Annotated in this window: 21 protein-coding genes; 12 read left to right on the top strand and 9 right to left on the bottom strand. The window is 48.1% G+C overall.

What is annotated here, in order from left to right:
* Positions 1-389, top strand: a 389-nt coding sequence (locus N836_RS58185; RefSeq protein ID WP_023071803.1) for a transposase, incomplete at its 5' end; no start/stop codon positions are given.
* A gap of 13 nt (positions 390-402) precedes the next feature.
* Here N836_RS58185 and N836_RS58180 read toward each other — a convergent pair.
* Positions 403-1,119, bottom strand: a complete 717-nt coding sequence (locus N836_RS58180) for an ATP-binding protein (RefSeq protein ID WP_023074058.1) — start codon at positions 1,117-1,119, stop codon at positions 403-405.
* A 139-nt stretch (positions 1,120-1,258) separates the two neighbouring features.
* Here N836_RS58180 and N836_RS58175 point away from each other — a divergent pair, with 139 nt between their 5' ends.
* Positions 1,259-2,011 (top strand): Uma2 family endonuclease, encoded by a 753-nt coding sequence (locus tag N836_RS58175; protein WP_023074057.1) that lies wholly within the window; start codon positions 1,259-1,261, stop codon positions 2,009-2,011.
* 14 nt (positions 2,012-2,025) lie between these two features.
* On the opposite strand, the gene N836_RS58170 is transcribed toward N836_RS58175, so the two are convergent.
* Complete coding sequence (locus N836_RS58170) at positions 2,026-2,655, bottom strand: hypothetical protein (RefSeq protein WP_023074056.1); 630 nt, start codon at positions 2,653-2,655, stop codon at positions 2,026-2,028.
* Between the two features lie 77 nt (positions 2,656-2,732).
* Complete coding sequence (locus tag N836_RS58165; protein ID WP_023074055.1) at positions 2,733-3,767, bottom strand: TIGR00341 family protein; 1,035 nt, start codon at positions 3,765-3,767, stop codon at positions 2,733-2,735.
* A gap of 254 nt (positions 3,768-4,021) precedes the next feature.
* On the opposite strand from N836_RS58165, the gene N836_RS58160 reads away from it, so the two are divergent.
* Positions 4,022-4,435: a phospholipid-binding protein gene (locus N836_RS58160; RefSeq protein ID WP_023074054.1), complete on the top strand. Its 414-nt coding sequence runs from the start codon at positions 4,022-4,024 to the stop codon at positions 4,433-4,435.
* A 90-nt stretch (positions 4,436-4,525) separates the two neighbouring features.
* Here N836_RS58160 and N836_RS58155 read toward each other — a convergent pair whose 3' ends face one another.
* Positions 4,526-5,515, bottom strand: coding sequence for a sugar transferase (locus tag N836_RS58155; protein WP_023074053.1), 990 nt, complete (start codon positions 5,513-5,515; stop codon positions 4,526-4,528).
* Between the two features lie 500 nt (positions 5,516-6,015).
* On the opposite strand from N836_RS58155, the gene N836_RS58150 reads away from it, so the two are divergent.
* A complete protein-coding gene (locus tag N836_RS58150; protein ID WP_023074052.1) occupies positions 6,016-6,597 on the top strand; it encodes a hypothetical protein in 582 nt (193 codons plus the stop codon).
* A 40-nt stretch (positions 6,598-6,637) separates the two neighbouring features.
* Here the strand turns inward: N836_RS58150 and N836_RS58145 are convergent, their stop codons facing one another.
* Entirely contained in the window at positions 6,638-7,618 is a 981-nt protein-coding gene (locus tag N836_RS58145; protein WP_023074051.1) for an ABC transporter ATP-binding protein, read from the bottom strand.
* Between the two features lie 165 nt (positions 7,619-7,783).
* Here N836_RS58145 and N836_RS58140 point away from each other — a divergent pair, with 165 nt between their 5' ends.
* Together N836_RS58140 and N836_RS58135 are read left to right on the top strand one after the other, a co-directional pair.
* Positions 7,784-8,431 (top strand): LexA family protein, encoded by a 648-nt coding sequence (locus tag N836_RS58140; protein WP_023074050.1) that lies wholly within the window; start codon positions 7,784-7,786, stop codon positions 8,429-8,431.
* A 318-nt stretch (positions 8,432-8,749) separates the two neighbouring features.
* Positions 8,750-8,989, top strand: a complete 240-nt coding sequence (locus N836_RS58135; RefSeq protein WP_152532196.1) for a hypothetical protein — start codon at positions 8,750-8,752, stop codon at positions 8,987-8,989.
* Positions 8,990-9,056: 67 nt separating this feature from the next.
* On the opposite strand, the gene N836_RS58130 is transcribed toward N836_RS58135, so the two are convergent.
* Complete coding sequence (locus N836_RS58130) at positions 9,057-10,397, bottom strand: Na+/H+ antiporter NhaC family protein (RefSeq protein ID WP_023074048.1); 1,341 nt, start codon at positions 10,395-10,397, stop codon at positions 9,057-9,059.
* A gap of 112 nt (positions 10,398-10,509) precedes the next feature.
* Between N836_RS58130 and N836_RS58125 the strand changes: the two genes are divergently transcribed.
* Positions 10,510-11,970: a glycosyltransferase gene (locus N836_RS58125; RefSeq protein WP_023074047.1), complete on the top strand. Its 1,461-nt coding sequence runs from the start codon at positions 10,510-10,512 to the stop codon at positions 11,968-11,970.
* Here the strand turns inward: N836_RS58125 and N836_RS58120 are convergent.
* Positions 11,967-12,596, bottom strand: coding sequence for a LysE family transporter (locus N836_RS58120; RefSeq protein WP_023074046.1), 630 nt, complete (start codon positions 12,594-12,596; stop codon positions 11,967-11,969). The genes N836_RS58125 and N836_RS58120 overlap by 4 nt on opposite strands.
* An 84-nt stretch (positions 12,597-12,680) precedes the next feature.
* A complete protein-coding gene (locus tag N836_RS58115) occupies positions 12,681-13,454 on the bottom strand; it encodes an ABC transporter permease (RefSeq protein WP_023074045.1) in 774 nt (257 codons plus the stop codon).
* 230 nt (positions 13,455-13,684) lie between these two features.
* Between N836_RS58115 and N836_RS58110 the strand changes: the two genes are divergently transcribed.
* From N836_RS58110 to N836_RS73550, 5 genes are all read left to right on the top strand, one after another.
* A complete protein-coding gene (locus N836_RS58110) occupies positions 13,685-14,452 on the top strand; it encodes a DUF4058 family protein (RefSeq protein ID WP_031293284.1) in 768 nt (255 codons plus the stop codon).
* 157 nt (positions 14,453-14,609) lie between these two features.
* Positions 14,610-17,354 carry a type I restriction endonuclease subunit R gene (locus N836_RS58105; RefSeq protein WP_023074043.1) on the top strand — a complete coding sequence of 915 codons (2,745 nt, stop codon included), beginning with the start codon at positions 14,610-14,612 and terminating at the stop codon, positions 17,352-17,354.
* A gap of 25 nt (positions 17,355-17,379) precedes the next feature.
* Positions 17,380-18,093 carry a nucleotidyltransferase domain-containing protein gene (locus N836_RS75365; RefSeq protein ID WP_023074042.1) on the top strand — a complete coding sequence of 238 codons (714 nt, stop codon included), beginning with the start codon at positions 17,380-17,382 and terminating at the stop codon, positions 18,091-18,093.
* The gene (locus tag N836_RS58100) at positions 18,090-18,437 is read left to right on the top strand and encodes a HepT-like ribonuclease domain-containing protein (RefSeq protein ID WP_023074041.1); all 348 of its coding nucleotides are present in this window, start codon (positions 18,090-18,092) and stop codon (positions 18,435-18,437) included. The genes N836_RS75365 and N836_RS58100 overlap by 4 nt, the downstream gene beginning before the upstream one ends.
* Before the next feature lie 58 nt (positions 18,438-18,495).
* Positions 18,496-19,734: a restriction modification system DNA specificity domain-containing protein gene (locus N836_RS73550; RefSeq protein WP_023074040.1), complete on the top strand. Its 1,239-nt coding sequence runs from the start codon at positions 18,496-18,498 to the stop codon at positions 19,732-19,734.
* Between the two features lie 22 nt (positions 19,735-19,756).
* Here the strand turns inward: N836_RS73550 and N836_RS58090 are convergent.
* Positions 19,757-20,137, bottom strand: a 381-nt coding sequence (locus N836_RS58090) for an IS256 family transposase (protein WP_023071356.1), incomplete at its 5' end; no start/stop codon positions are given.

The following is a 20,137-nucleotide window of genomic DNA, read 5'->3' as shown; positions in this document are numbered from 1 at the left end:
CTCTGTTTTTTCAAGCCTTAGCTGCGCGCTATCCTAATGCGGACAAAATCCAGGTTGTGCAGGATAATCTCAACACCCATAATGTCAGTTCTTTCTATGAATACCTGACGGCTGAGGAGGCCTTTGCCCTTGCCCAACGGTTTGAGTTTCACTACACCCCAAAGTCAGCCAGTTGGCTCAATATGATTGAGATCGAGTTTTCGGCACTGGCTAGAGGCTGTTTGCATCAGCGCATTCCCACACAAGACCAATTAGAGCAAGCGGTGCTCGCCTTGGTGCAAGAACGGCATGACCAGCGTATCCGCATCCATTGGCAATTTTCAGTTGAGGCCGCACGCGATAAATTTCAGAAGCATTATGTCAAAATTCGAGAAGATAAGACTCTCTAAAACGGTAGAAAACTTACTTTCCAGTGTACTTACCCATTCCTTCTACAAGCTTCTCCCAGGGTGGCTGCTGAAAAATCTCCACATCTTCAGGGCTTAGAGACTTAGCTACTAGCTGCCGTGCCTGACTTAGGAGTGTGGCCCCCACATTAATCGCCACCGTCGTCCCAGTTGGATCAACTGTAATTACTCCTTCCGTCGCCTTTTTGATAATCCAAGCAATGGCTTTGCCACCATACTGAGCCGTTATTTCCTTCAGTTCAGTATTGGGGGGTTCTGCTGCCAGCGCTTTCTCAACTGTGTCCTCAATGGCCTGAATTTTCTGTCGAGCATCACTATACGACTGACCGCTATACGCTTTGAGATCCTGATTAAGCGCTTTATGTAGTACATCTAGAACGGTTTGAGGATCAATATCTCCATGTCCCTGCTGCAACTCCATATTCAGATCCCGCTCTTGATCCCAGTCAACTAGCAAGGTTTGGTACTGCCCCTGAAATTCTGTAGTAACCAGGTCTTTTAACCGTCGGGTCAGTGTGGTTTTACCCATCCCACCCGGACCATGAAACAAGAAAATGTAAGGCTCATCCGGCAGTTTAGGCCCCTGTCCTACCCAACTAGCAAAAGTAGGCAAACGCTTATGCACAAATGAGCTAGGCACATATTGCTCAAGCACTCGCCGAAACTGATCTTGCTCTTGAGTACGACCGAGAAAAAACAAAGACTGGGACACGACTTTCCAGGGACCAAACCATCAATTTTCTTCTATTTAAACCCAGCTTTCCACAAACTGTCCGCAATTCCACTCAAACCTCAACATTCAAAGCCCAGATAGAATACAGACAGGAAACCCCATCCGTTGGAGCTTGACCATGGTCCAATACAAGCCCCCTATATCGCCGTCCACGGAAACCGATCTACCCGAAACCGACAATTTTCCCGTGGACAACGAACTCCAGATCCTCATCCCCACACTCCTGAGGGCTACCCTGGCACTCGCCTGGCCTGACCGTATGGACTGGTTCTTCGGCATCAACCTCGGCCTTTATTACGATCCCACCAAACCCGCCATCGGCCCCGACGCTTTCCTTAGCATCGGTGTCCCCCGCTATCGCCCAGAGCAAGGATTACGACTAAGCTACCTACTCTGGCAAGAAGGCATTACCCCCCAATGGGTTCTCGAAATCGTCTCCAAAACCCCTGGCCAAGAATACGATGCCAAAATGGAGCTTTACGCCGAGTTAGGTATTCTGTACTACACCATCTTTAACCCCGACTACTGGCAGCGAGACCAGCACCAGCCCTTTGAAGTTTATCGATTGATCGATGGCTGCTACAGGCTCCAAGCCAATACTCCCATTTGGATGCCAGAAGTTGGCCTGGGCATTGGCATGGCTGCTGGCACCCAAGAAGGGCTGCCACTACGCAACTGGCTTTACTGGTATGACGAACAAGGACAACCCTACCCTGCTCCCGAAAATGTGATTGCCATGGAACGGGCCAGAACCGCCCATGAACGCCAGCTACGACAGCAGGCGGAAAACGAAGCAAACCAAGAACGTATGTTACGCGAAGATCTTCTAAAAAAACTACGAGAACGAGGGATTGATCCAGAAACTCTATAACGTCTTCTCGCCACTCATACCTTACCGTTATCGCCTTGAATAATCCCTAATAAAATAGCCACTAACTGCTTCAAATCCGAAGGAACCGCATACAGACCAATATCCTGCCACAGAGTTTTGCTTGCCCGCTCAAAACAGCCAAACTTCCAAGCGTCCCCCGTTGTAATCGCCCCATACAGTAGTGGACTATCCGAACGAGTCCACTGATCTAACGCAATCAGCTCCGCCCCCAGCTGCACAAAGCCTCTCGCTAAATCTGCCTGCTTCGCTTCAATAATCAATAAGTTTTGAGCGCTTGGAATAAAATAATCAAAACTACCCCGCAGCCATTTACTCACATCAACCGCATATTCAATTTTAAGTTGTTGATGAGCCTGAGCACAGACCTCCAACAAAACAGGAGCGATAAGAGTCTCTCGACGTGCCATTTCACTAGTCAAATCAACTAGTTCAAGCGTTTGTATAAGCCTTTTTTCCAGGGTTGGCAAAAACTCAAATCCGTCCGATATAGTCGGTAATTGCAAGGCCTGCTTTTTAAAGGTAGCCCCCAGCTCCGCAAAAATATCCTCCGGATCAGCCGTCAGCTCAAAATACTTGCTGAAGGTGTAGCTTTGGGATTTGTCTAAAATTGGCGGACGCGTCATCGGATTGATACCTGCCGGATACAGAAGTAGCTCCAGGCATATCTTATCTAACTGGTTAGTGCAAACGCTGCTATCGATTATTCTTCGCTGACTGGCTCTGCGCTGGCAGGTTGTACCTCTTCTCTAGTGACTTCTTGTACTTCACTCACTTCAAAAATCAGCCGAAACTCTCGTCTCATCCGGCGACTGACATAGTCTTCGAGCAATCCCACCTGAGTGGGGGTCACTTCCGTGGTGCTATAGACCGTTAGCCTGACCTCCGGCGGACTTGCTAGCCAATCGATATTGCTATCAATCAGCTCTAACCGCTGAAATGTGACGGTGCCATTGACTAGTGCATCTCGTACGCTATCCTCAGCCCGATTCTGCCGCACCAGCTCTACCAAACTAATGCCCAGCGGGACAACTAATGCTGCCGTAAAAATTAGTGCATACCTGAGGGACTTGCGAGCTTTTTGAAATAGGGCATATCCCGATAGCCAAAAGGCCAGCATACAGGCCAGGGTAATGCCAATCAGATTAGTGACATACAGTAAAACCGCGCCTTCACTCAGGGCCATTCTGCCTTGGGCCAGACCTAGGCCAATCACACACACTGGCGGCATCAGGGCAACTGCGATCGCAGTGCCCGCTAACGTACTCGATATTTTAGGCTGCACCTTGGCGAATCCACTAATCCCACCCGCCGTAATTGCAATCCCCAGATCCAGCAGTGTCGGTTCCGAGCGAGCCCACACTTCCGAACCATATTCCGAGAGACCGAGCATAAAACCAAGAGAGGTGGACAGTGCGATCGCAATTACCGTCCCGATCCCTAACGCCTTAGCCCCCTCCTTAATTAACTCAATATCACCTTCCAAAAAGCCAAAAGCCAGGCCACGAATCGGCAACATCAGCGGCGCAACCAGCATGGCCCCAATAATCACCGCCGCACTATTCGACAGCAGACCTAACGTCGCAATAATGCAAGCCCCAATCGTCATCACCACATAGTCACGATTCAGCTCGGAATCATCCATCAAGCTATCGCGCATATGTTTCAATTCCATGGGCGATACCCGCCGCCCACCAAAATAGCGATGATTTAATGCTTGCAGCCCGTCTCGCACCATGCCCCGTCCTGCCGAAAACGTATGAAATTGTGTTCAGACTATAGCAATTTCCTTCAAACTCTAGGCTGAGGATTACATACGGCAAATATCGCAGAATTTAGAAAATCTGCCATCCAGCGCAGGAAAATCCGCCATCAGACGTTATTAAAATTATTTGTTCCTGAAGATGTATATCGGATTAGAAACCGACCGCTACCCTGGTCAATGTGAGGTATTTATTCTACTCACTTGTGGTATTCGCGTAGGAAATTTTCATGGGTTTTCTAAAACGTATTTTCAAGCAGGATAAGCCTGCTGGAGCTAGTGTTACTGCTGGTCGCCGCCCTGGTGTAAAAAAAGCAAAAGCAACCGCACCCAAACCAACAGCAGCAGCCCCCGCCGCTGCAAACAATGCACCTGACGCCGCTGCTGAGGATGAGATTCCACTTTGCAAGATTGGCCTCACAGGTGAATTTGACGAAAGTGGCCTAGCCAAGCGTGTCACTCTCGCCTTTGATGAAGATTCTCAACTAGATGATATTGAAACTCTGTGGGTAGCTCAGTTGAGCAGCAAAGTAGTGCTCAAGGGCAAAGTCCCCAGCCAAGCTATTTTGGACAAAATGGTTGCCGTTGCTAAAGGCGTTGAGGGCGCTACAGCTGTTGACACTAGCCAAGTAGAGGTTGGCTAATTCGAGCCTTTACTTAACTTAAAAGGGGTACTAGACCTTAAGCCTAGTACCCCTTTTAGTTAGTCTTATCAATTATCGGTTGGCAAGGCCTTAGTGAGCCCCAGACTCCTTGCTGAACAATACCAGTACCGTTCTAACGATTAGCTTAATGTCATAGAAAAAGCTCCAGTTTTCCTGATAGCGAAGGTCCAGCTTAATGACATCCTCAAACTTAGTGATGCTTGAGCGACCATTCACTTGCCATTCACCCGTCATCCCTGGCTTCACGTTCAAACGCTGCCACTGGCCAACCTCATACTGTTCAATTTCATCCGGCGTCGGCGGTCTTGTTCCCACCAAACTCATGTCACCCTTCAGCACATTCCAAAACTGGGGAAACTCATCCAAACTAGTTTTGCGAAGAAAACGCCCAATCTTAGTGATCCGAGGATCATTTTCGTTCTTAAACAGTGGTCCTTCTACCTGATTAGCCACTTCGTTCTTACGAGCTTCGGCATCGGTCACCATGGAGCGAAACTTCCAGATCTGAAAGCGCTTGCCTAGCCAGGAACAGCGAGTTTGTGCAAAAAATACGGGACCGCCATCATCAAATTTGATGATAATTGCAACCGGCACATACACCAAAGCAGTCAAGAAAAGCCCGACTAGACCTCCTAGAATATCCAGAGCCCGCTTTGCCTTGGAGTTCACCGATGGATGGGTCTCTGGCAAAACTTGATCCTCTGGCTTCGCCTCTGCTGCTGCTGCAAGAGTAATGTCAAATACCTTGTCTAGCTCGGTTAATGACAACACCATCATCACCTGAGGTGGGACGTTAATTAGGCGCAGCTTGCAGCTTTTAGCAGCACTCAGACGATGGCAAATCACCAATGCACCAATACCGCTACTGTCAATAAAACGAGTTGCCGAAAAATCTAACACCAGCTCAGACAAATCGGGTCTTTCAGCAAACAAAGTCTGGCACTGTTTCTTAAATGCTGTCGCCTCAACTACTGCCACGCTGACAGGTAGATGAATGGTTTGCACCTTTGATGGAACTACTGCTGAAATGGGGGAGGATGTCTTAACACTATCGACCATAATCTATAGCAATACTTACAACAGACTGGGAGAATAATCGGCAACCCTAGATTGCCCAAAGTTCTATCAGACGGGATATTTATATACTGTTCGCTTCGTTCAACCTAACGAGCAACACTGAGTGTTTACTAATGCAATTCGGCATTTATCCGGTAGCCACCCTCGGCTCTACATAATTTTAAGTAGTAAAAACATAACCAGGCTCAGTAAAAGTTAGGACCTACAGAATCAATACAAATTTGCCTCTAGATTCGGTAGTTTTCTTCACAATGTAAGCTTACTTTTAAGCCGCTGCGCCGGACCTGTCATTACTTAGAACATAGGTAGATCGATGCCAATATCAAGAATTACAGGACTCAATCGCTATTTTCCAGACTAAATCGCTGCGCGTTATCCCATAGCACTTATGAAGTAAGTATCCTTGATGCTAGATAGGGGACTATAATCAGGTTCTACAGGAATGATTACGCTATATCTAGCGTCTAGGGTGGAAGATACGTATGGGTACTCGAAAACAGACCTCTCTGCTTAACGACGAGGCTCAACGGGCTGTTAACCAGTCTCAATATCAGAATTTGCCTGGGCAGATAGCCCTGGGTCGGCAGGAGCTGACGGCCTGGAAAGCTCGGGTGGCGACTTTCCAAACAGCGGTAAAAACTGAGCCTGTTATGGAACAGGTTAGCTTATTTGAAGCGACACCGGAGCCTGCTGAAACCATTAATCCATTTACATTACCGCAACAGAATACTGAGTTTTGGCGCTGGCAGTTTAGCGATGTTGGTGTGGCTGCTCTCTACTTTGTCATTGACTACCAAAGTGAGCTACTGCTGTACGTAGGCGAAACGGTGAAGTCAAACCAGCGTTGGAAAGGCGAACATGACTGCAAACGCTATCTGGTGAACTATCGTCAGGCCCATTACCATCACAATCTAGAGAGCCAGCTAGGAATTGCTTTTTGGCGTCATGCTCCGGCTGAGCGTCGCCCACGTCAGGCGATTGAATCAGCGCTGATCTATAAGTGGCGGTCACCTTTTAATAAAGAGAACTGGAAATTTTGGGGCACTCCTTTTGTGGGAGAGTAGCGCTCAGCACAGTTTCTTCCAGCTATTGAGGACGGTTTCCTTAGACGACGCCAGCATCAAAGACTCTGCCGATGACATCTTCAATGGGGGGATCGGTTACGGTCAGGTCGCGCACGGGCAGCTGCGCCAGGGCCTGGGACACGGTTTTGGTCAGCTCTTCTCGTCGTACTAGCAGGACCACTTTACAACCATCAATGGATTGAATTTCGCCATAGGTTTCTAAGGATTGGGTTGGGATTTCCTGGGCTAGTTCAGCGGTAACTTCTCGATAGGGGGCAAACTGTTCGACCAGGCTGGTCAAGGAACCGTCGTAAATTAGTTGACCTTGATAGATAAGTAAAACGCGATCGCAAAGCGCCGTAATATCCGCCATATAATGGCTGGTCAGCACAATGGTGGCCTGATAGCGCTGATTATAAAGCTGTAAAAATTTGCGGACAGCCATTTGAGCATTGACATCCAACCCCAGCGTCGGCTCATCCAGAAATAACACCTTAGGATGATGCAAAAGAGCCGCCAACATTTCAGCCTTCATGCGCTCGCCTAAGGATAGCTTACGCACAGGCTGGGTGAGCTTATCCGTTAGATCAAGCATCTCAGCCAGCTCATAGATACGCCGCCGCAGCTCCTGACCAGGGATATCATAGATCGCCCCATTGATCCGCAGTGAATCTAGGGTTGGCAAATCCCAAATTAGCTGTTGCTTTTGCCCCATCACCAGGGTGATTTGCTCCAAAAAAGCACGCTGCCGTTGAAATGGCGTATGCCCGGCTACACTTAGCTGTCCAGAAGAGGGATAAATTAATCCGGTCAGCATTTTTAAGGTGGTCGTTTTACCCGCTCCATTGGGTCCTAAGAACCCAACAACCTCACCCGGTTCTATGGAAAACGACACATCATTCACCGCCTTCACCTGGCGATACTGACGCTGGAAAAAATGACGCAGTGTCCCAGCTAGCCCAGGCTGTTTAATCGCTACCGGATAAACCTTCGTCAGTTTTTTGATTTCTATGGCAGACATCGGCTTAGCAACACCACAGCTCACAACAGCTATAGCCCCATTCTACGAGGGTATCCCCCTTAGTCATAGTCGCACCACGCCCCTCGGAGTTAGCCTTTTCTCAAAAAAATAGCCGCAAATAGGACAATTGAACTATAATACACATGTCCTATTTGGTGTTAACCCATGGCTGCCCGCAAACCCCACGGAGCTGTACTCAGTTTCATTGAAGCTTACTGGCGTAAACATCAGAACAGCCCAACCATACGAGAAATTATTACTGGGACAGAGCGCTCCCACGGCAGCATTCAAAATAGTCTGAATTGGTTAGAGCGCAACCAATACATCACCCGTCGCAAACGCACATCGCGCAGCATTAAACTGGTCGCCTTTGAATCCCCAGCGCTTCCCTACACTGACCAATCAGGACCTGAAGGCTTACCAGTTCGCGGTGAAATTGCAGCCGGCTATTGCCATGAACCGGCTACTGAAGAGTATGAACGTCTCAACATTGAATACAGCGGTCGTAAACGCAACGACTATGTGCTGAAAATTTCAGGGGACAGCATGGTGGGCGCAGGTATTCCCGATGGAGCCTATGTGGGCATACGTCCTGTAACAGATGGTTACAAACCCAAGCCTGGCGAAATTGTTGCTGTTTATGTCGAAGGACAGGGCGCAACTCTTAAACATTTCTTCCAAAAAGAGTCGGTGGTTGTTCTAGAATCCGCCAATCCCAAGTACGAGCCCATGATTTTTGATCTAGACTCCTGTGAGCTGCGCGTACAGGGGACTCATATTTTTACCCACTGGCAGTCAGCAGCCCTATGTTAAAAGGCAAGATTTAACTGCGTGGCCGTCTCTCTGAGTCGTTCAATACTACAGACGAAAACAGCTTTCAAACCACAGCTGCCAGTCCTAATCAGGAAGCAAAACGGTTTCTACACAATAACTGTTTATAGAATACAAATAGGTTTAATCAAAAATTCTGGATTTAACAAATTACGAAAGAATTTTGTAGGTATACCGTTCTTTCGTCACTAGTACAGGCTTTCCCATAGTCTGTATCTCTCCAGAACCATGCATCCAATCCTCAAAGACTGGTTACAAAACCTTGGTTGTCTGATACCTCTTGGCTTTTTCAGCTTTTGCATGGCATTGATTATGCACTGGGTAGCCACAGAAACTGGTCCAGCCAGAATGTTAATTATCTGGCAGGCAAGATTCTTGAATGGTGAATATTCTTCCAGGTTTACGATGATTGCCTTTGTAGTGCCAACCTTACTATGTGTGTGGTTAGTCTATATTGGCTGTCGTCGAGTCCTGACAAGAATGGGAGCCTACGACAGACCCACCAATGCTGGCTTTAAAGGACCCAATGGCAATCTATAGTCTCTTCTAGTCAACTAACCTATTACTCTGCTGAATAGTTCTCCATTTCGTCAAGGGGGCTACGGTCTCACGAGTCTTGCACGGTAGCTAGGGCAGACATGGACCGGGCAGGCCAAATCCAGTTACACAAGGGAACAAGATAAAGATATACCGCAAAAGGAATAAATCCTGGACCAGCCATCAGTAATGCGGCAGGCACTAGTCCAGCGATGTTCCATGGAATCATGGGGGCCAAAACCACTGCCGTATTCTCTAGATCAATTGCAACCTGTTGAGTACTGTGTCCCTGTTGTTGGTATTGGGTCGACACTAGCTGATGGGTTAGCAAGATAGCAATGGTTTGGGTACAGCCAAAAGCTGCTGACAGCAAGCTAATCAAGATTGTTCCAGTAAATAGTTGCCGCTGTTGTTGCACTCCTCGCAACCATCTCGCGACCCAAGCTAGACTTTGGGTACTGGTCAATAGCCCAGATAAGGCAGTTGATAGTAATACCACAATACATACTTTAGACATTGACCATAGTCCACCCCCCAACAAAATCGCCTCTAGCTGAGAATCGGTTTCTAGCTGAAAGCCCCACACGGAGAAGCTAATCGCTTCACGTAAAGAATAGTGCTGTAGTCCTACCGCTAGCATCAGGGCCATGGCCCAGCCCAAAAAAATGGTGAGCTTTATATTTAGACGCGCCGTTGCTAGCACTAATACTAGTAAAGCTGGGAAAAGCGTCATGCCATTGAGATTAAATGTAGCTGCAATTTGTTGACTGATGTCTGATTGCTGAGAGATTTCTAATGGATGAAACCAGGAAAGTAGGCCATAGATCAACAACGTCAGTGCCAGCGGCAACAGCGACGTTAGCAACATCTGTTTTATATTTCGGTAAATGCAAGTATCGGTAATAGTCGCAATTAAATGAGCACTGGAAGACAGGGGAGAACAGCGATCGCCCACATAGGCCCCGGCCATAATTGCACCGGCTACCAGATTAAGCTGGGTCATGCTACCGCTGCGGGCCATAATCATCAGGGCTAAACCAATGGTCCCGGCAGCGCCAAACGAGGTCCCCATCAGTGTTGATACCAGGGCTGTTAGGACAAAGGTCGAAAGCACAAAGTAATGGGGAGCAATAAGCTGAGTGCCGTAGTAAACCAGGGCTGGTACGGTTCCACCCGCCAGCCAGCTGCCCATGAGCGCTCCAATTAAGAGCAAAATACTCAATACAGGCCAGGATTGTTTGGCCCCTTGCCAACAAAACCGGAGTAGATGCAGTAGCTTGGCACCGCGCCGTAAATGGATCAGGATAAAAAGTGCGATCGCAGCCAGCAACGGCCAAACCAAAGCCACCCCGTATAGCGCACTCAGCAACAAAAACACAAACGTTGTCAGCAGTCCCAATAAAATATCCATCGACGCTCCAAAAATGGGTTATTCACCTAGCATTAAGCTTCTAACCAGCCTATTCATAACTTGGTCAACTATGATGCCTCTGAATTTAAACTAGCGACGTTTTTCTGCACACATGTCCCTATCTGACATCGTCACCCATGCCTATGACCTACTCTTATGCATCATTGCCCTCTATAGTTTGCACAGACTGTTGATTGTCTGGCGATTCTACCGGCATCGGCACCTATCGCCACAGCCCCAACAGTATTACTGCGATGCCGACCTGCCCAAGATCACAGTACAGCTGCCAATTTTCAACGAAATCAATGTGGTGGAGCGGTTGCTACAAGCCGTTGCTCAGCTGAACTATCCCAAACAAAAGCTAGAAATTCAGGTCTTAGATGACTCCACTGATGAGACCCAAGCCATTTGTCAACAAGCAGTCAAATATCTACAACAACAGCAGCTCAACATTTGTTATCTTCACCGACAACAACGGCAAGGTTTCAAAGCAGGTGCGCTGACTCAGGGACTTACCGTAGCCAGTGGTGAATTAGTGGCTATTTTTGATGCTGACTTTGTGCCACCACCGGACACGCTACTCAAAATGGTGCACTATTTCTCAGATCCAAAAGTTGGCATGGTCCAGGCCCGTTGGGAACACCTAAACCGCAGCTATTCCCAACTCACAGAATTACAAGCCTTGATGCTCGACGGACACTTTGTTGCCGAACAAACCTCTCGTAGCCGTACAGGCTGTTTTTTTAACTTTAATGGTACTGCTGGCATTTGGCGGATTGCCACCATTATCAGCGCAGGCGGCTGGCAACATTCTACGGTGACGGAAGATTTAGATCTGTCCTATCGTGCCCAAATGAAAGGCTGGCAATGTATTTATCTACCAAACATTCAAGTCCCTGCCGAGCTACCCATGGAAATGAACTCATTTAAATCTCAACAGTTTCGTTGGGCTAAAGGCTCTAGCCAGGTCGCTAAACAGTTATTACCAGCGTTATTGAAATCCAATTTACCCGCCCATATTAAGTTGGAAGCATTTTTTCACCTCACCAATAACTTTAACTATCTGCTAATACTGTTATTACTGCTGCTCTCTTTACCTTACCAAATCTATGTCATGGACTACGGCTGGCAGTATGCGCTGTTGTTCTATGTTCCACTGTCCCTCATTACCAGCCTCAGCCTGGTTGGCTTTTACTGGATTGCCCAGAGACCACATCGGCAAACTCGATATTCTTGGGCTATGTTGCGAAACCTGATACTCTTGATGGGAGTAGGCATTGGTCTGAGCATCAATCAATCCTTGGCAGTGTGTGATGGTCTGTTGCGCAACAATAACGACTTTGTTCGCACGCCAAAACACGGTGTCATCAGTACGACAGAAAGCTGGCTCGACAAGAAATATCGAGCGGCTAAAAACTGGGTACCTTATTTGGAATTGGCAATGATGGTATACCTGATGCTGACGATTGCGATCGCGCTCATTAATCATCACTACCTTTCAATACCATTTCTCACTCTATTTCTCACAGGCTACATCTACACCTTCAGCCTCAGCGTTTTCCAGACCCGTTAGTCGCTAAGCTTAGTCACAGCTAACCGCAGACCTAACAAAATCAACACCGCCCCTGTCACGCGTTCTATCCAGTGGGACACATCGACCAGTAGCTGTTTCACCCAGCGTTGAGAAATCAACAACGCCAACAAAGCAAACCATACCAACGACTGTAAAACAACAGTTCCACCATAAATCACCTGAGCCACTAACGGCGTTTCTGGCTGCACAATTTGAGTAAACAGGGCCAAAAAGAAAAGGGTAGCTTTAGGATTTAGCAAATTCCCTAAAAGTCCCTGGCGAAAAGCCGAAAAAGCACTCACAATGCGACGATTATCCTGCAAAGACTCTGCTTTGACAGGTTTAGCCTGCAGAGATTTGACACCCAGATAGATTAAATACCCAGCTCCCAAAAACTTCAGGCCATTAAACAATAAAATCGACTGGGAAATCAGCGCACCAATACCAATTAAACAGTAGGTGGCATGAATGGCATTACCCAAACCGATACCACACGCCGTATACACCCCCGCCCGTCGCGAGTAGGCCAAACTACTCCGCAAAGTGAGTGCAAAATCTGGCCCTGGGGTAATCACGGCCACCGAGCCCACTATAAATACCGTTAACCATCCAGCCCAGAATGCCATAGATACCTCCAAAATGACTAAACTTAGAGTAGAGCCAACTTATTTCTAAAGCAGGATAATCTGTTACAAATAAGCTCTCGGCTTCTAATAACCGCCCAAAATTCCTTTGCGTTTTGCCTGACGTTCGGCCCAACCAAACACCAATAGGCCAAGGCCAAAATACGCAGCTCCATTGAGCAAAGCAATACCTAAAGACCCAATATCTAACCCTTCTCCACGGGCCATTAGATCACGCAACAGTCCGGTACTTGGCAACATTGGCAGAAAATTGGCAATTAGCCGTGCCCAACCGCTCCACTCTTCAGTTGGAGCTGCCAACAGAAACAACAACGCAAACTGGAAAATTGGCAAAATCTGTTGCACACGCTTAAACACCAACGCACAGGAACCCATAACAAACGCAAGACCATAGGCTGCTAACAGCAGCGTGAGTAATGGAAAAACCAGCCCCAAAGGAAACGATAGCTGGCTGCCAGTAATGCCCATCAGGATAAACAGAATCAGCACGATAATAGTCATCCGCAGAGCTAAGCTAGCCACTGCCCGTGCAAAAAAGATTTTTGGAGCGGCAAAGGGAGAAAGAAAAAGCTGTTCTAGAGTCCCGGTCTGAGCCTCAGATTGAATATTAAAGGCAATATCGTTCACGATATATAGTGCCAGCGTCCATAGAACATAACCTACGACCACCGAATCTAGCCGATCGCCAAAGTTCATGGCTGGACCCGCCATGTATTGCGCACTGACAAACAAGCCGTAGAAAACGGTCGTAATGATAATGACCCCACCGATAATTTCGCTGGGATAACGCACAAATTGAATCCATGTACGTTTCAGTTCACCAATCAGTAAGTTAAACATGTAGAAGCTAGATGGGACAGGCGTTTCTATATGATGACGGATAATGGAGTTTAGCCCAAGGACTGAGTTGAATCGTCAGTTTGGGAACTGGTAATTAACAAAGGTACCCCTTAGATCGCGCCTGTATTGAATTGCTTACCATCCATCAACTGGCTACCTATCCACAACAATACCCAAAGCTAGCTATCCTAGGAATACGGTCATACCCCATCGTGCAAGGATGACAGCCCATGCCTTCTCCTTTTCCAGGAATGGACCCCTACTTAGAAAATCCTGAAATTTGGCCAGAAGTGCATAGTCGCCTAATTGTAGCTATTGCAGACAGCCTTGCACCTAGCCTGCATCCTAAGTACTACGCTGCCATTGAAAAGCGCACCTACTTGGACACTCCAGAAGACAGCATTCTGGTTGGAATACCTGACGTTTCTGTTAGCACTCATCCGCCAGAACTCAAGATAGCAAACAGAACTGCTACCACACTTCCCCAAGCAGAAATCGTTACTTTGCCACTGCCTGAAGAAGTTACCGAACGCTACTTGGAAATTCGCGATACCCAAACCTCAACTGTCATCACAGCGATTGAGATTTTATCGCCCAAGAACAAACGGTCTGGTGAAGGTAGGACAGCCTACCTACGGAAACGCCAGCAGGTTTTGAGTACCCAAACCCATCTGATAGAAATTGACCTGCTGCGAGGGCAAGTCCCTATGCCTCTGGGTACTCAAACTAAAACGGACTATCGCATCCTGGTCAGTCGTAGCAGCACTCGCCCCAAGGCAGAGCTATATAGTTTTGACCTGCGAACACCAATACCAACGTTTTGCTTACCGCTTAAGACAGGTGATCTAGAACCCGAAATTAATCTCAAAACTATTCTCGACGATATCTACGATCGGGCTGGATACAGCTTTCGTATTGATTATCAACAACCACCCAAACCAGCTTTAGGTAAAGAAAATCAACAATGGACTACGGCTTTACTTAAGCATGAGCAGTGAAATAGCCAGTGCGTTCATGTGAACATTTTGGCGGATTTTGGATTAACCCTTCGGAAGAATATCAACTTTAGTTGAATTTTTTGCAGAGCATCACAGTTAGAGTCTGACTGTGGGAATAGTTTCTATTTGAGCGTACGCAAAGCCTGGGTAAGCAACCATGCAACCAGAGGAAAAAGCCCGACAAACAATTGACACTCTGCTGATAGCGGCAGGATGGCAGGTGCAGGACTATACCCGCCTGAATCTGGGGGCTGGTGTGGGTGTTGCCGTTCGGGAATATCCGTTGGCCACGGGGGGTTTTGCCGATTATCTGCTGTTTGTACAACGCAGGGCAGTTGGGGTGATTGAGGCCAAAAGCGAAGGGACCACATTAGGGGGTGTGGCAGAGCAGTCGGAATCTTATTTGGCTGGCATTCCTACCCGGCTACGGTACGACCGCCAGCTGGCTCCCTTTGCCTATGAAAGTACGGGCACTGAAACGTTTTTTCGGGATGCGCGAGACCCAGACTATCGTTCTCGGCGGGTATTTGCCTTTCATCAACCAGAAACCCTGGGGGAATGGCTGGCCCAAGCAGACACACTGCGCTCCAGACTGCGCCAACTGCCACCACTGATGACCGATGGTCTGCGGGACTGCCAGATTGAGGCGATCGCAAATCTGGAGCAGTCCTTTGCCCGGTCTCGGCCCAGGGCCTTAATCCAGATGGCGACGGGAAGCGGTAAGACCTACACAGCGGTGAGCTTTGTCTATCGGCTGATTAAGTTTGCTGGGGCGAAACGAATATTGTTTCTGGTGGATCGGGGGAACCTGTCCCGGCAGGCTTTTAAGGAATTTCAGCAGTATGTGCCGCCGGATGATGGGCGCAAGTTTACGGACCTGTACAACGTGCAGCGCATGACCACCAACAGCTTGGATCGGGTGAGTAAGGTGTGTATTACGACGATTCAGCGGCTGTACTCCATGCTGCGGGGCGAGACCGACCTGGATGAATCTCTGGAAGAACAATCACTGTTTGAGAATGGTGCGGACCTGGGACCGCCCAGGGAGGTGAGCTACAATCCCCACTTTCCCATCGAGGACTTTGATTTCATCATTACCGATGAGTGCCACCGCTCGATTTATAACCTGTGGCGGCAGGTATTGGAATATTACGATGCGTTTTTGATTGGTCTGACGGCAACGCCTTCGAAGCAAACTTTTGGCTTTTTTAATCAGAATCTGGTGATGGAGTATGGCCATGAGCGGGCCGTGGCCGATGGGGTGAATGTGCCCTACGATGTCTATCCCATTCGCACCCAAATTACAGAGCAGGGCAGTACGGTAGAAGCGGGCTTTTTGGTGGATAGGCGTAATCGCAAGACTCGTGCTGTTCGCTGGGAGACGCTGGACGAAGACCTTAGCTATACCGGCAAAAAGCTAGATCGGGATGTGGTAGCCATTGACCAGATCCGTACGGTGATTCGCACGTTTCGAGATCGGCTCCCCATGGAAATTTTTCCCGGTCGCACGGAGGTGCCCAAGACGCTGATCTTTGCTAAGAATGATGCCCATGCGGAGGACATTCTGGAGATTGTGCGGCAGGAGTTTGATAAGGGCAATGAGTTTTGCAAAAAGATTACCTACCAGGTTAAAAAAGCGGAAGACCTGATCAATCAGTTTCGCAATAGCTACAATCCGCGCATTGCAGTCACGGTGGATATGGTGTCTACTGGGACGGATATTAAACCCCTGGAATGTTTGCTATTTATGCGGGATGTAAAGTCGCGCAATTTCTTTGATCAGATGAAGGGTCGGGGCACTCGCACCATTCCCGATACGGACTTTCAAGCGATAACTCAGGGGGCGCAGCATAAGACCCACTTTGTGATTGTGGATGCGGTGGGTGTGTGCGATCGCGATAAAACTGATTCTCGACCGCTGGAACGCAAGCGCTCGGTGCCCTTTGACAAGCTGATGCTAGGGGTAGCCCAGGGCCAGCAGGATTGCGATCGCATCGTTTCTTTAGCAGGGCGACTGGCCAGGTTGGATCGCAAATTGTCCGATACAGACCGCAGCCGAATTGAGGTCACGGCAGGACAGCCCCTAAAGCAGATTATCAATGGTCTGTTGGATGCAACGGACCCGGATCTACAAATTGAACGGGCCAAAACCCAGTTTCAGACAGAAGAACCAACGGAGGCTGAGCAGGAGCAGGCGGCAGAGATACTGGCAGAGGAAGCCTGTTTCCCCTTTGATTCGCCTGAACTGCGTCAGCTATTAAAAGAGCTGCAGTCCGATGCGGAGCAAACCATTGACCGGGTAAGTGCAGATGAGCTGATTTCTGCCGGGTTTGATGCGGCGGCACGGGAGCGGGCGGAGTCGTTGGTGCAGAACTGGCGGCAGTTTATTGAGGACAATAGGGACGAGATTACGGCCCTGCAGATTTTGTATAACCTGCCCTATGGTCAGCGGCAGCTTTCCTATGATCAGATTCGGCAGCTGGCAGAGGCGATTCAGAAGCCGCCCTATCGGTTTAGGGCAGAGCAGCTGTGGCAGGCCTATGAGCAGCTGGAGGTATCGAAAGTTAAAGGTCGACCGGAGAAAATTTTGACCAACCTGATTTCTCTGGTACGCTTTGCTATTGGCGAAACAGATGTACTGGAACCATTTGGGGAAGTAGTAAATCGGCGATTTGAAACGTGGTTGACTCAGCAGGACTCAGCAGGACGAGGGTTTTCGCCCGAGCAGCGAGAATGGCTGGAGATGATCCGCGATCATATTGTCACAAGTTTGAAGATTGAGTCGGAGGACTTTGAGGATGTACCGTTTAATCAGAAAGGGGGGCCTTTGAAGGCAGTACAGCTGTTTGGAACAGAATTACCCACGATTCTGACAGAATTGAATCAGATATTAGCGGCATAACTGGGCGGTATAGAACAGTCAGGCGATGAAAGAACAACAGCGGTTAGCGTTGACATCTGAATATTTAGAGACTGTCTTAGAACGAATTGAAACAGTTTTAGAGACGGTGGCCAAGCATGACCGCGCCTCGTTTTTGGCCGATCCGCTGATCTCATCAGCAGTGGAGTTTAAGCTGTCTCGGCTGGCCGTGGAGCTAGAGCGAGTGTCTGAATATTTTAGACAGAGTTGCCCAGCGGTAGATTGGCAGACGTCGATTGACTTTGGGAATCGTTTGGTGGATGAGTATTATGCGGTGACAACTGATCGCGTGTGGGATTTTGTGCAGAACACGGTACCTGAGTTAAAGGTTCAGCTGATGGGGATATTGCCCCGGATGGACGATTTTGTGGGTGCAGGGTTAGAAAAATTATCTGAAAAGGAAACAACTATTCCAGTGCAGCCAGCCGCTTACAAATTGGATGATATTAAAGTGATGCTGCAGCAGCGGAAGCCTAAGATTCGAGAGAAGTACCATATTGCTGAGCTGGGAATTTTTGGCTCCTATGTGCGGGGAGAGCAAACAGCAGCAAGCGACCTGGATATTTTGATCGAGCGGCCTGACGGGTTGAGTTTGTTTCAGCTCTTGGAATTAGGCGAGCAGCTGAGTGATGAGCTGGGTGTGAAGGTGGACCTGGTGACGAAGCAGGGGTTAAAGCCAAAGGTCAAAGAACGGGTTTTAGCTGAGGTGGTTTACGTATGACCCAGCGAGAGCTATCTGAGTTTTTGAATGATATTTTGAAAGCGCTTGGGGCAATTGAGAGATTGAGTGCTGGGCTGTCGCTGGCGGAGTTTGCTGAAGCGGAAGATGAACAACTTTTGATTTTGAAAAATATTGAGATTATTGGCGAAGCGGTGAAAAGTATTCCCCAGGAGGTCAGAGAACGGTATGCTCAGATTCCTTGGAAGCAGATTGTTGGTATGCGGGATCGTTTGGTGCATCAGTATTGGAATGTGGATGTGGAGTTAGTTTGGGATACGATGCAAACGGATTTACCCCTATTGAAAGCGGTTATTACTCAAATCAGAGAAGACTATGGCACTTAGGTTCACATAACATGGATTTTATTGAGATTTTGTCGAATTTGAATGAGGTGTTGGCAGCTTGAGTGAAAATAAGGAAGATTTACCAGAGTTGCCTAAAAGTTGGTCATGGATTTGCTTGGATGATGTACTTCTAGGAATCGAGGCAGGAAAAAGCTTCAAGGCCGAAGGCAGACCACCCTCTGACAACGAAGTAGGAGTTCTCAAAGTTAGTGCTGTTACCTGGAAGATTTTCAACGATACGGAAAGTAAGACCTGTCTAGTACCCGAGCAAATTGAGCCTCGTTTTTTTGTTCAACCAGGTGATTTTCTGTTCAGTCGAGCCAATACCATTGACCTTGTAGGTGCTTGCGTAATTGTCCATAAAGTCTCACGTCGCGTTATGTTGAGCGACAAAACATTGAGATTTCGCTTCTCAGATATCTCTCCTGATTGGGTTCTTTATATGCTCAGAACTGGACATGGACGAAACGAGATTGAAAGGCTTGCGACTGGGAATCAGGATTCAATGAGAAACATAGGTCAGGCAAGGATTCGACGTATCCGAATTCCTTGCCCACCACTTGCAGAACAATATCGCATCGTCAACAAAATCGAGGAGCTTTTCACCCAACTGGATGCCGGGGTTGACCTGCTGAAAAAGCTCAAAGTCAAGCTAAAACGCTACCGTCAGGCAGTGCTAAAGGCAGCAGTGGAAGGCAAGCTGACCCAAGACTGGCGTGCAGCCCACCAGGATGAGCTAGAGCCCGCCTCGGTGCTGCTAGACCACATCCTCAAAGAACGCCGCGAAAAGTGGGAAGCCGACCAGTTGGCAAAGATGGAAGCCAAAGGCAAAGTTCCCAAAAATGACAAGTGGAAACTGAAATACAAGGAACCTCCTGCGCCAGATACGAAAGCGTTACCAGAGTTGCCAGAGCACTGGACTTGGACCAGTATGGATTGCTTAGGCAGCATCAGTGGAGGAGTAACTAAAAACTCGAAGCGTAAACAATTTCCTCTTCAAATGCCGTATTTACGTGTAGCAAACGTATATTCAGGAGAACTGCGTTTGCAAGAAATGAAGGAAATTGGTGTCGCCGAAACAGAAATCGATAGAGTACTGCTTCAGGCTGGTGATTTACTGATTGTTGAAGGGAACGGAAGTATTGACCAGATTGGCCGAGTTGCAATATGGGATGGGAGTATAGAACCGTGTTTGCATCAAAATCACCTGATTAAGATTCGCTTTTCTCCAACTGAGATAGGACAATATGCTCTTCGGTGGATGTTATCTATCAATGGACGGAAGAGAGTGATCTGAATTTTGTGTAAACGCTGTTTGTTTAGAGAGAGAAGCGTTCTGGGAACAGGATAGCAAAATGAGACAGTGCGGCACGCCAATTTTTAATCGGTCGATTCCATTTTTTCGCGATATTGTTCATCGCCAGATACATCAACCTGCAAACAGCGTCTTCATCTGGAAAAACGGCTTTGGTCTTAATCACCTTACGCAGAGAACGATTGAGAGATTCAATAGCATTGGTGGTGTAAATCACCCGACGAATTTCCATGGGGTAATCGAAGATGGGAATCACATTCTCCCAGTGGCGAATCCAGATCTGGCTAATGGCTGGGTAGGCCTCATCCCATTTTTCACTGAAGGCATACAGGGCAGCTTCCGATTCGGCTAGGGTAGCGGCTTGATAAATCGGCTTGAGATCCTT

It is taken from the genome of Leptolyngbya sp. Heron Island J (assembly GCF_000482245.1).
In the GTDB taxonomy this organism is placed as follows: domain Bacteria; phylum Cyanobacteriota; class Cyanobacteriia; order Phormidesmidales; family Phormidesmidaceae; genus Leptothoe.
The sequence above is the reverse complement of the archived record's forward strand: the minus strand, read 5'-3'. Positions and strand labels throughout refer to the sequence as shown.

Coding starts and splice junctions, on each gene's coding strand:
- N836_RS58175 (WP_023074057.1), top strand. CDS start 1,259: ATGGTCCAATACAAGCCCCCTATATCGCCGTCCACGGAAACCGATCTA.
- N836_RS58170 (WP_023074056.1), bottom strand. CDS start 2,655: ATGACGCGTCCGCCAATTTTAGACAAATCCCAAAGCTACACCTTCAGC.
- N836_RS58165 (WP_023074055.1), bottom strand. CDS start 3,767: ATGGTGCGAGACGGGCTGCAAGCATTAAATCATCGCTATTTTGGTGGG.
- N836_RS58160 (WP_023074054.1), top strand. CDS start 4,022: ATGGGTTTTCTAAAACGTATTTTCAAGCAGGATAAGCCTGCTGGAGCT.
- N836_RS58155 (WP_023074053.1), bottom strand. CDS start 5,515: ATGGTCGATAGTGTTAAGACATCCTCCCCCATTTCAGCAGTAGTTCCA.
- N836_RS58150 (WP_023074052.1), top strand. CDS start 6,016: ATGGGTACTCGAAAACAGACCTCTCTGCTTAACGACGAGGCTCAACGG.
- N836_RS58145 (WP_023074051.1), bottom strand. CDS start 7,618: ATGTCTGCCATAGAAATCAAAAAACTGACGAAGGTTTATCCGGTAGCG.
- N836_RS58140 (WP_023074050.1), top strand. CDS start 7,784: ATGGCTGCCCGCAAACCCCACGGAGCTGTACTCAGTTTCATTGAAGCT.
- N836_RS58135 (WP_152532196.1), top strand. CDS start 8,750: ATGGCATTGATTATGCACTGGGTAGCCACAGAAACTGGTCCAGCCAGA.
- N836_RS58130 (WP_023074048.1), bottom strand. CDS start 10,397: ATGGATATTTTATTGGGACTGCTGACAACGTTTGTGTTTTTGTTGCTG.
- N836_RS58125 (WP_023074047.1), top strand. CDS start 10,510: ATGTCCCTATCTGACATCGTCACCCATGCCTATGACCTACTCTTATGC.
- N836_RS58120 (WP_023074046.1), bottom strand. CDS start 12,596: ATGGCATTCTGGGCTGGATGGTTAACGGTATTTATAGTGGGCTCGGTG.
- N836_RS58115 (WP_023074045.1), bottom strand. CDS start 13,454: ATGTTTAACTTACTGATTGGTGAACTGAAACGTACATGGATTCAATTT.
- N836_RS58110 (WP_031293284.1), top strand. CDS start 13,685: ATGCCTTCTCCTTTTCCAGGAATGGACCCCTACTTAGAAAATCCTGAA.
- N836_RS58105 (WP_023074043.1), top strand. CDS start 14,610: ATGCAACCAGAGGAAAAAGCCCGACAAACAATTGACACTCTGCTGATA.
- N836_RS75365 (WP_023074042.1), top strand. CDS start 17,380: ATGAAAGAACAACAGCGGTTAGCGTTGACATCTGAATATTTAGAGACT.
- N836_RS58100 (WP_023074041.1), top strand. CDS start 18,090: ATGACCCAGCGAGAGCTATCTGAGTTTTTGAATGATATTTTGAAAGCG.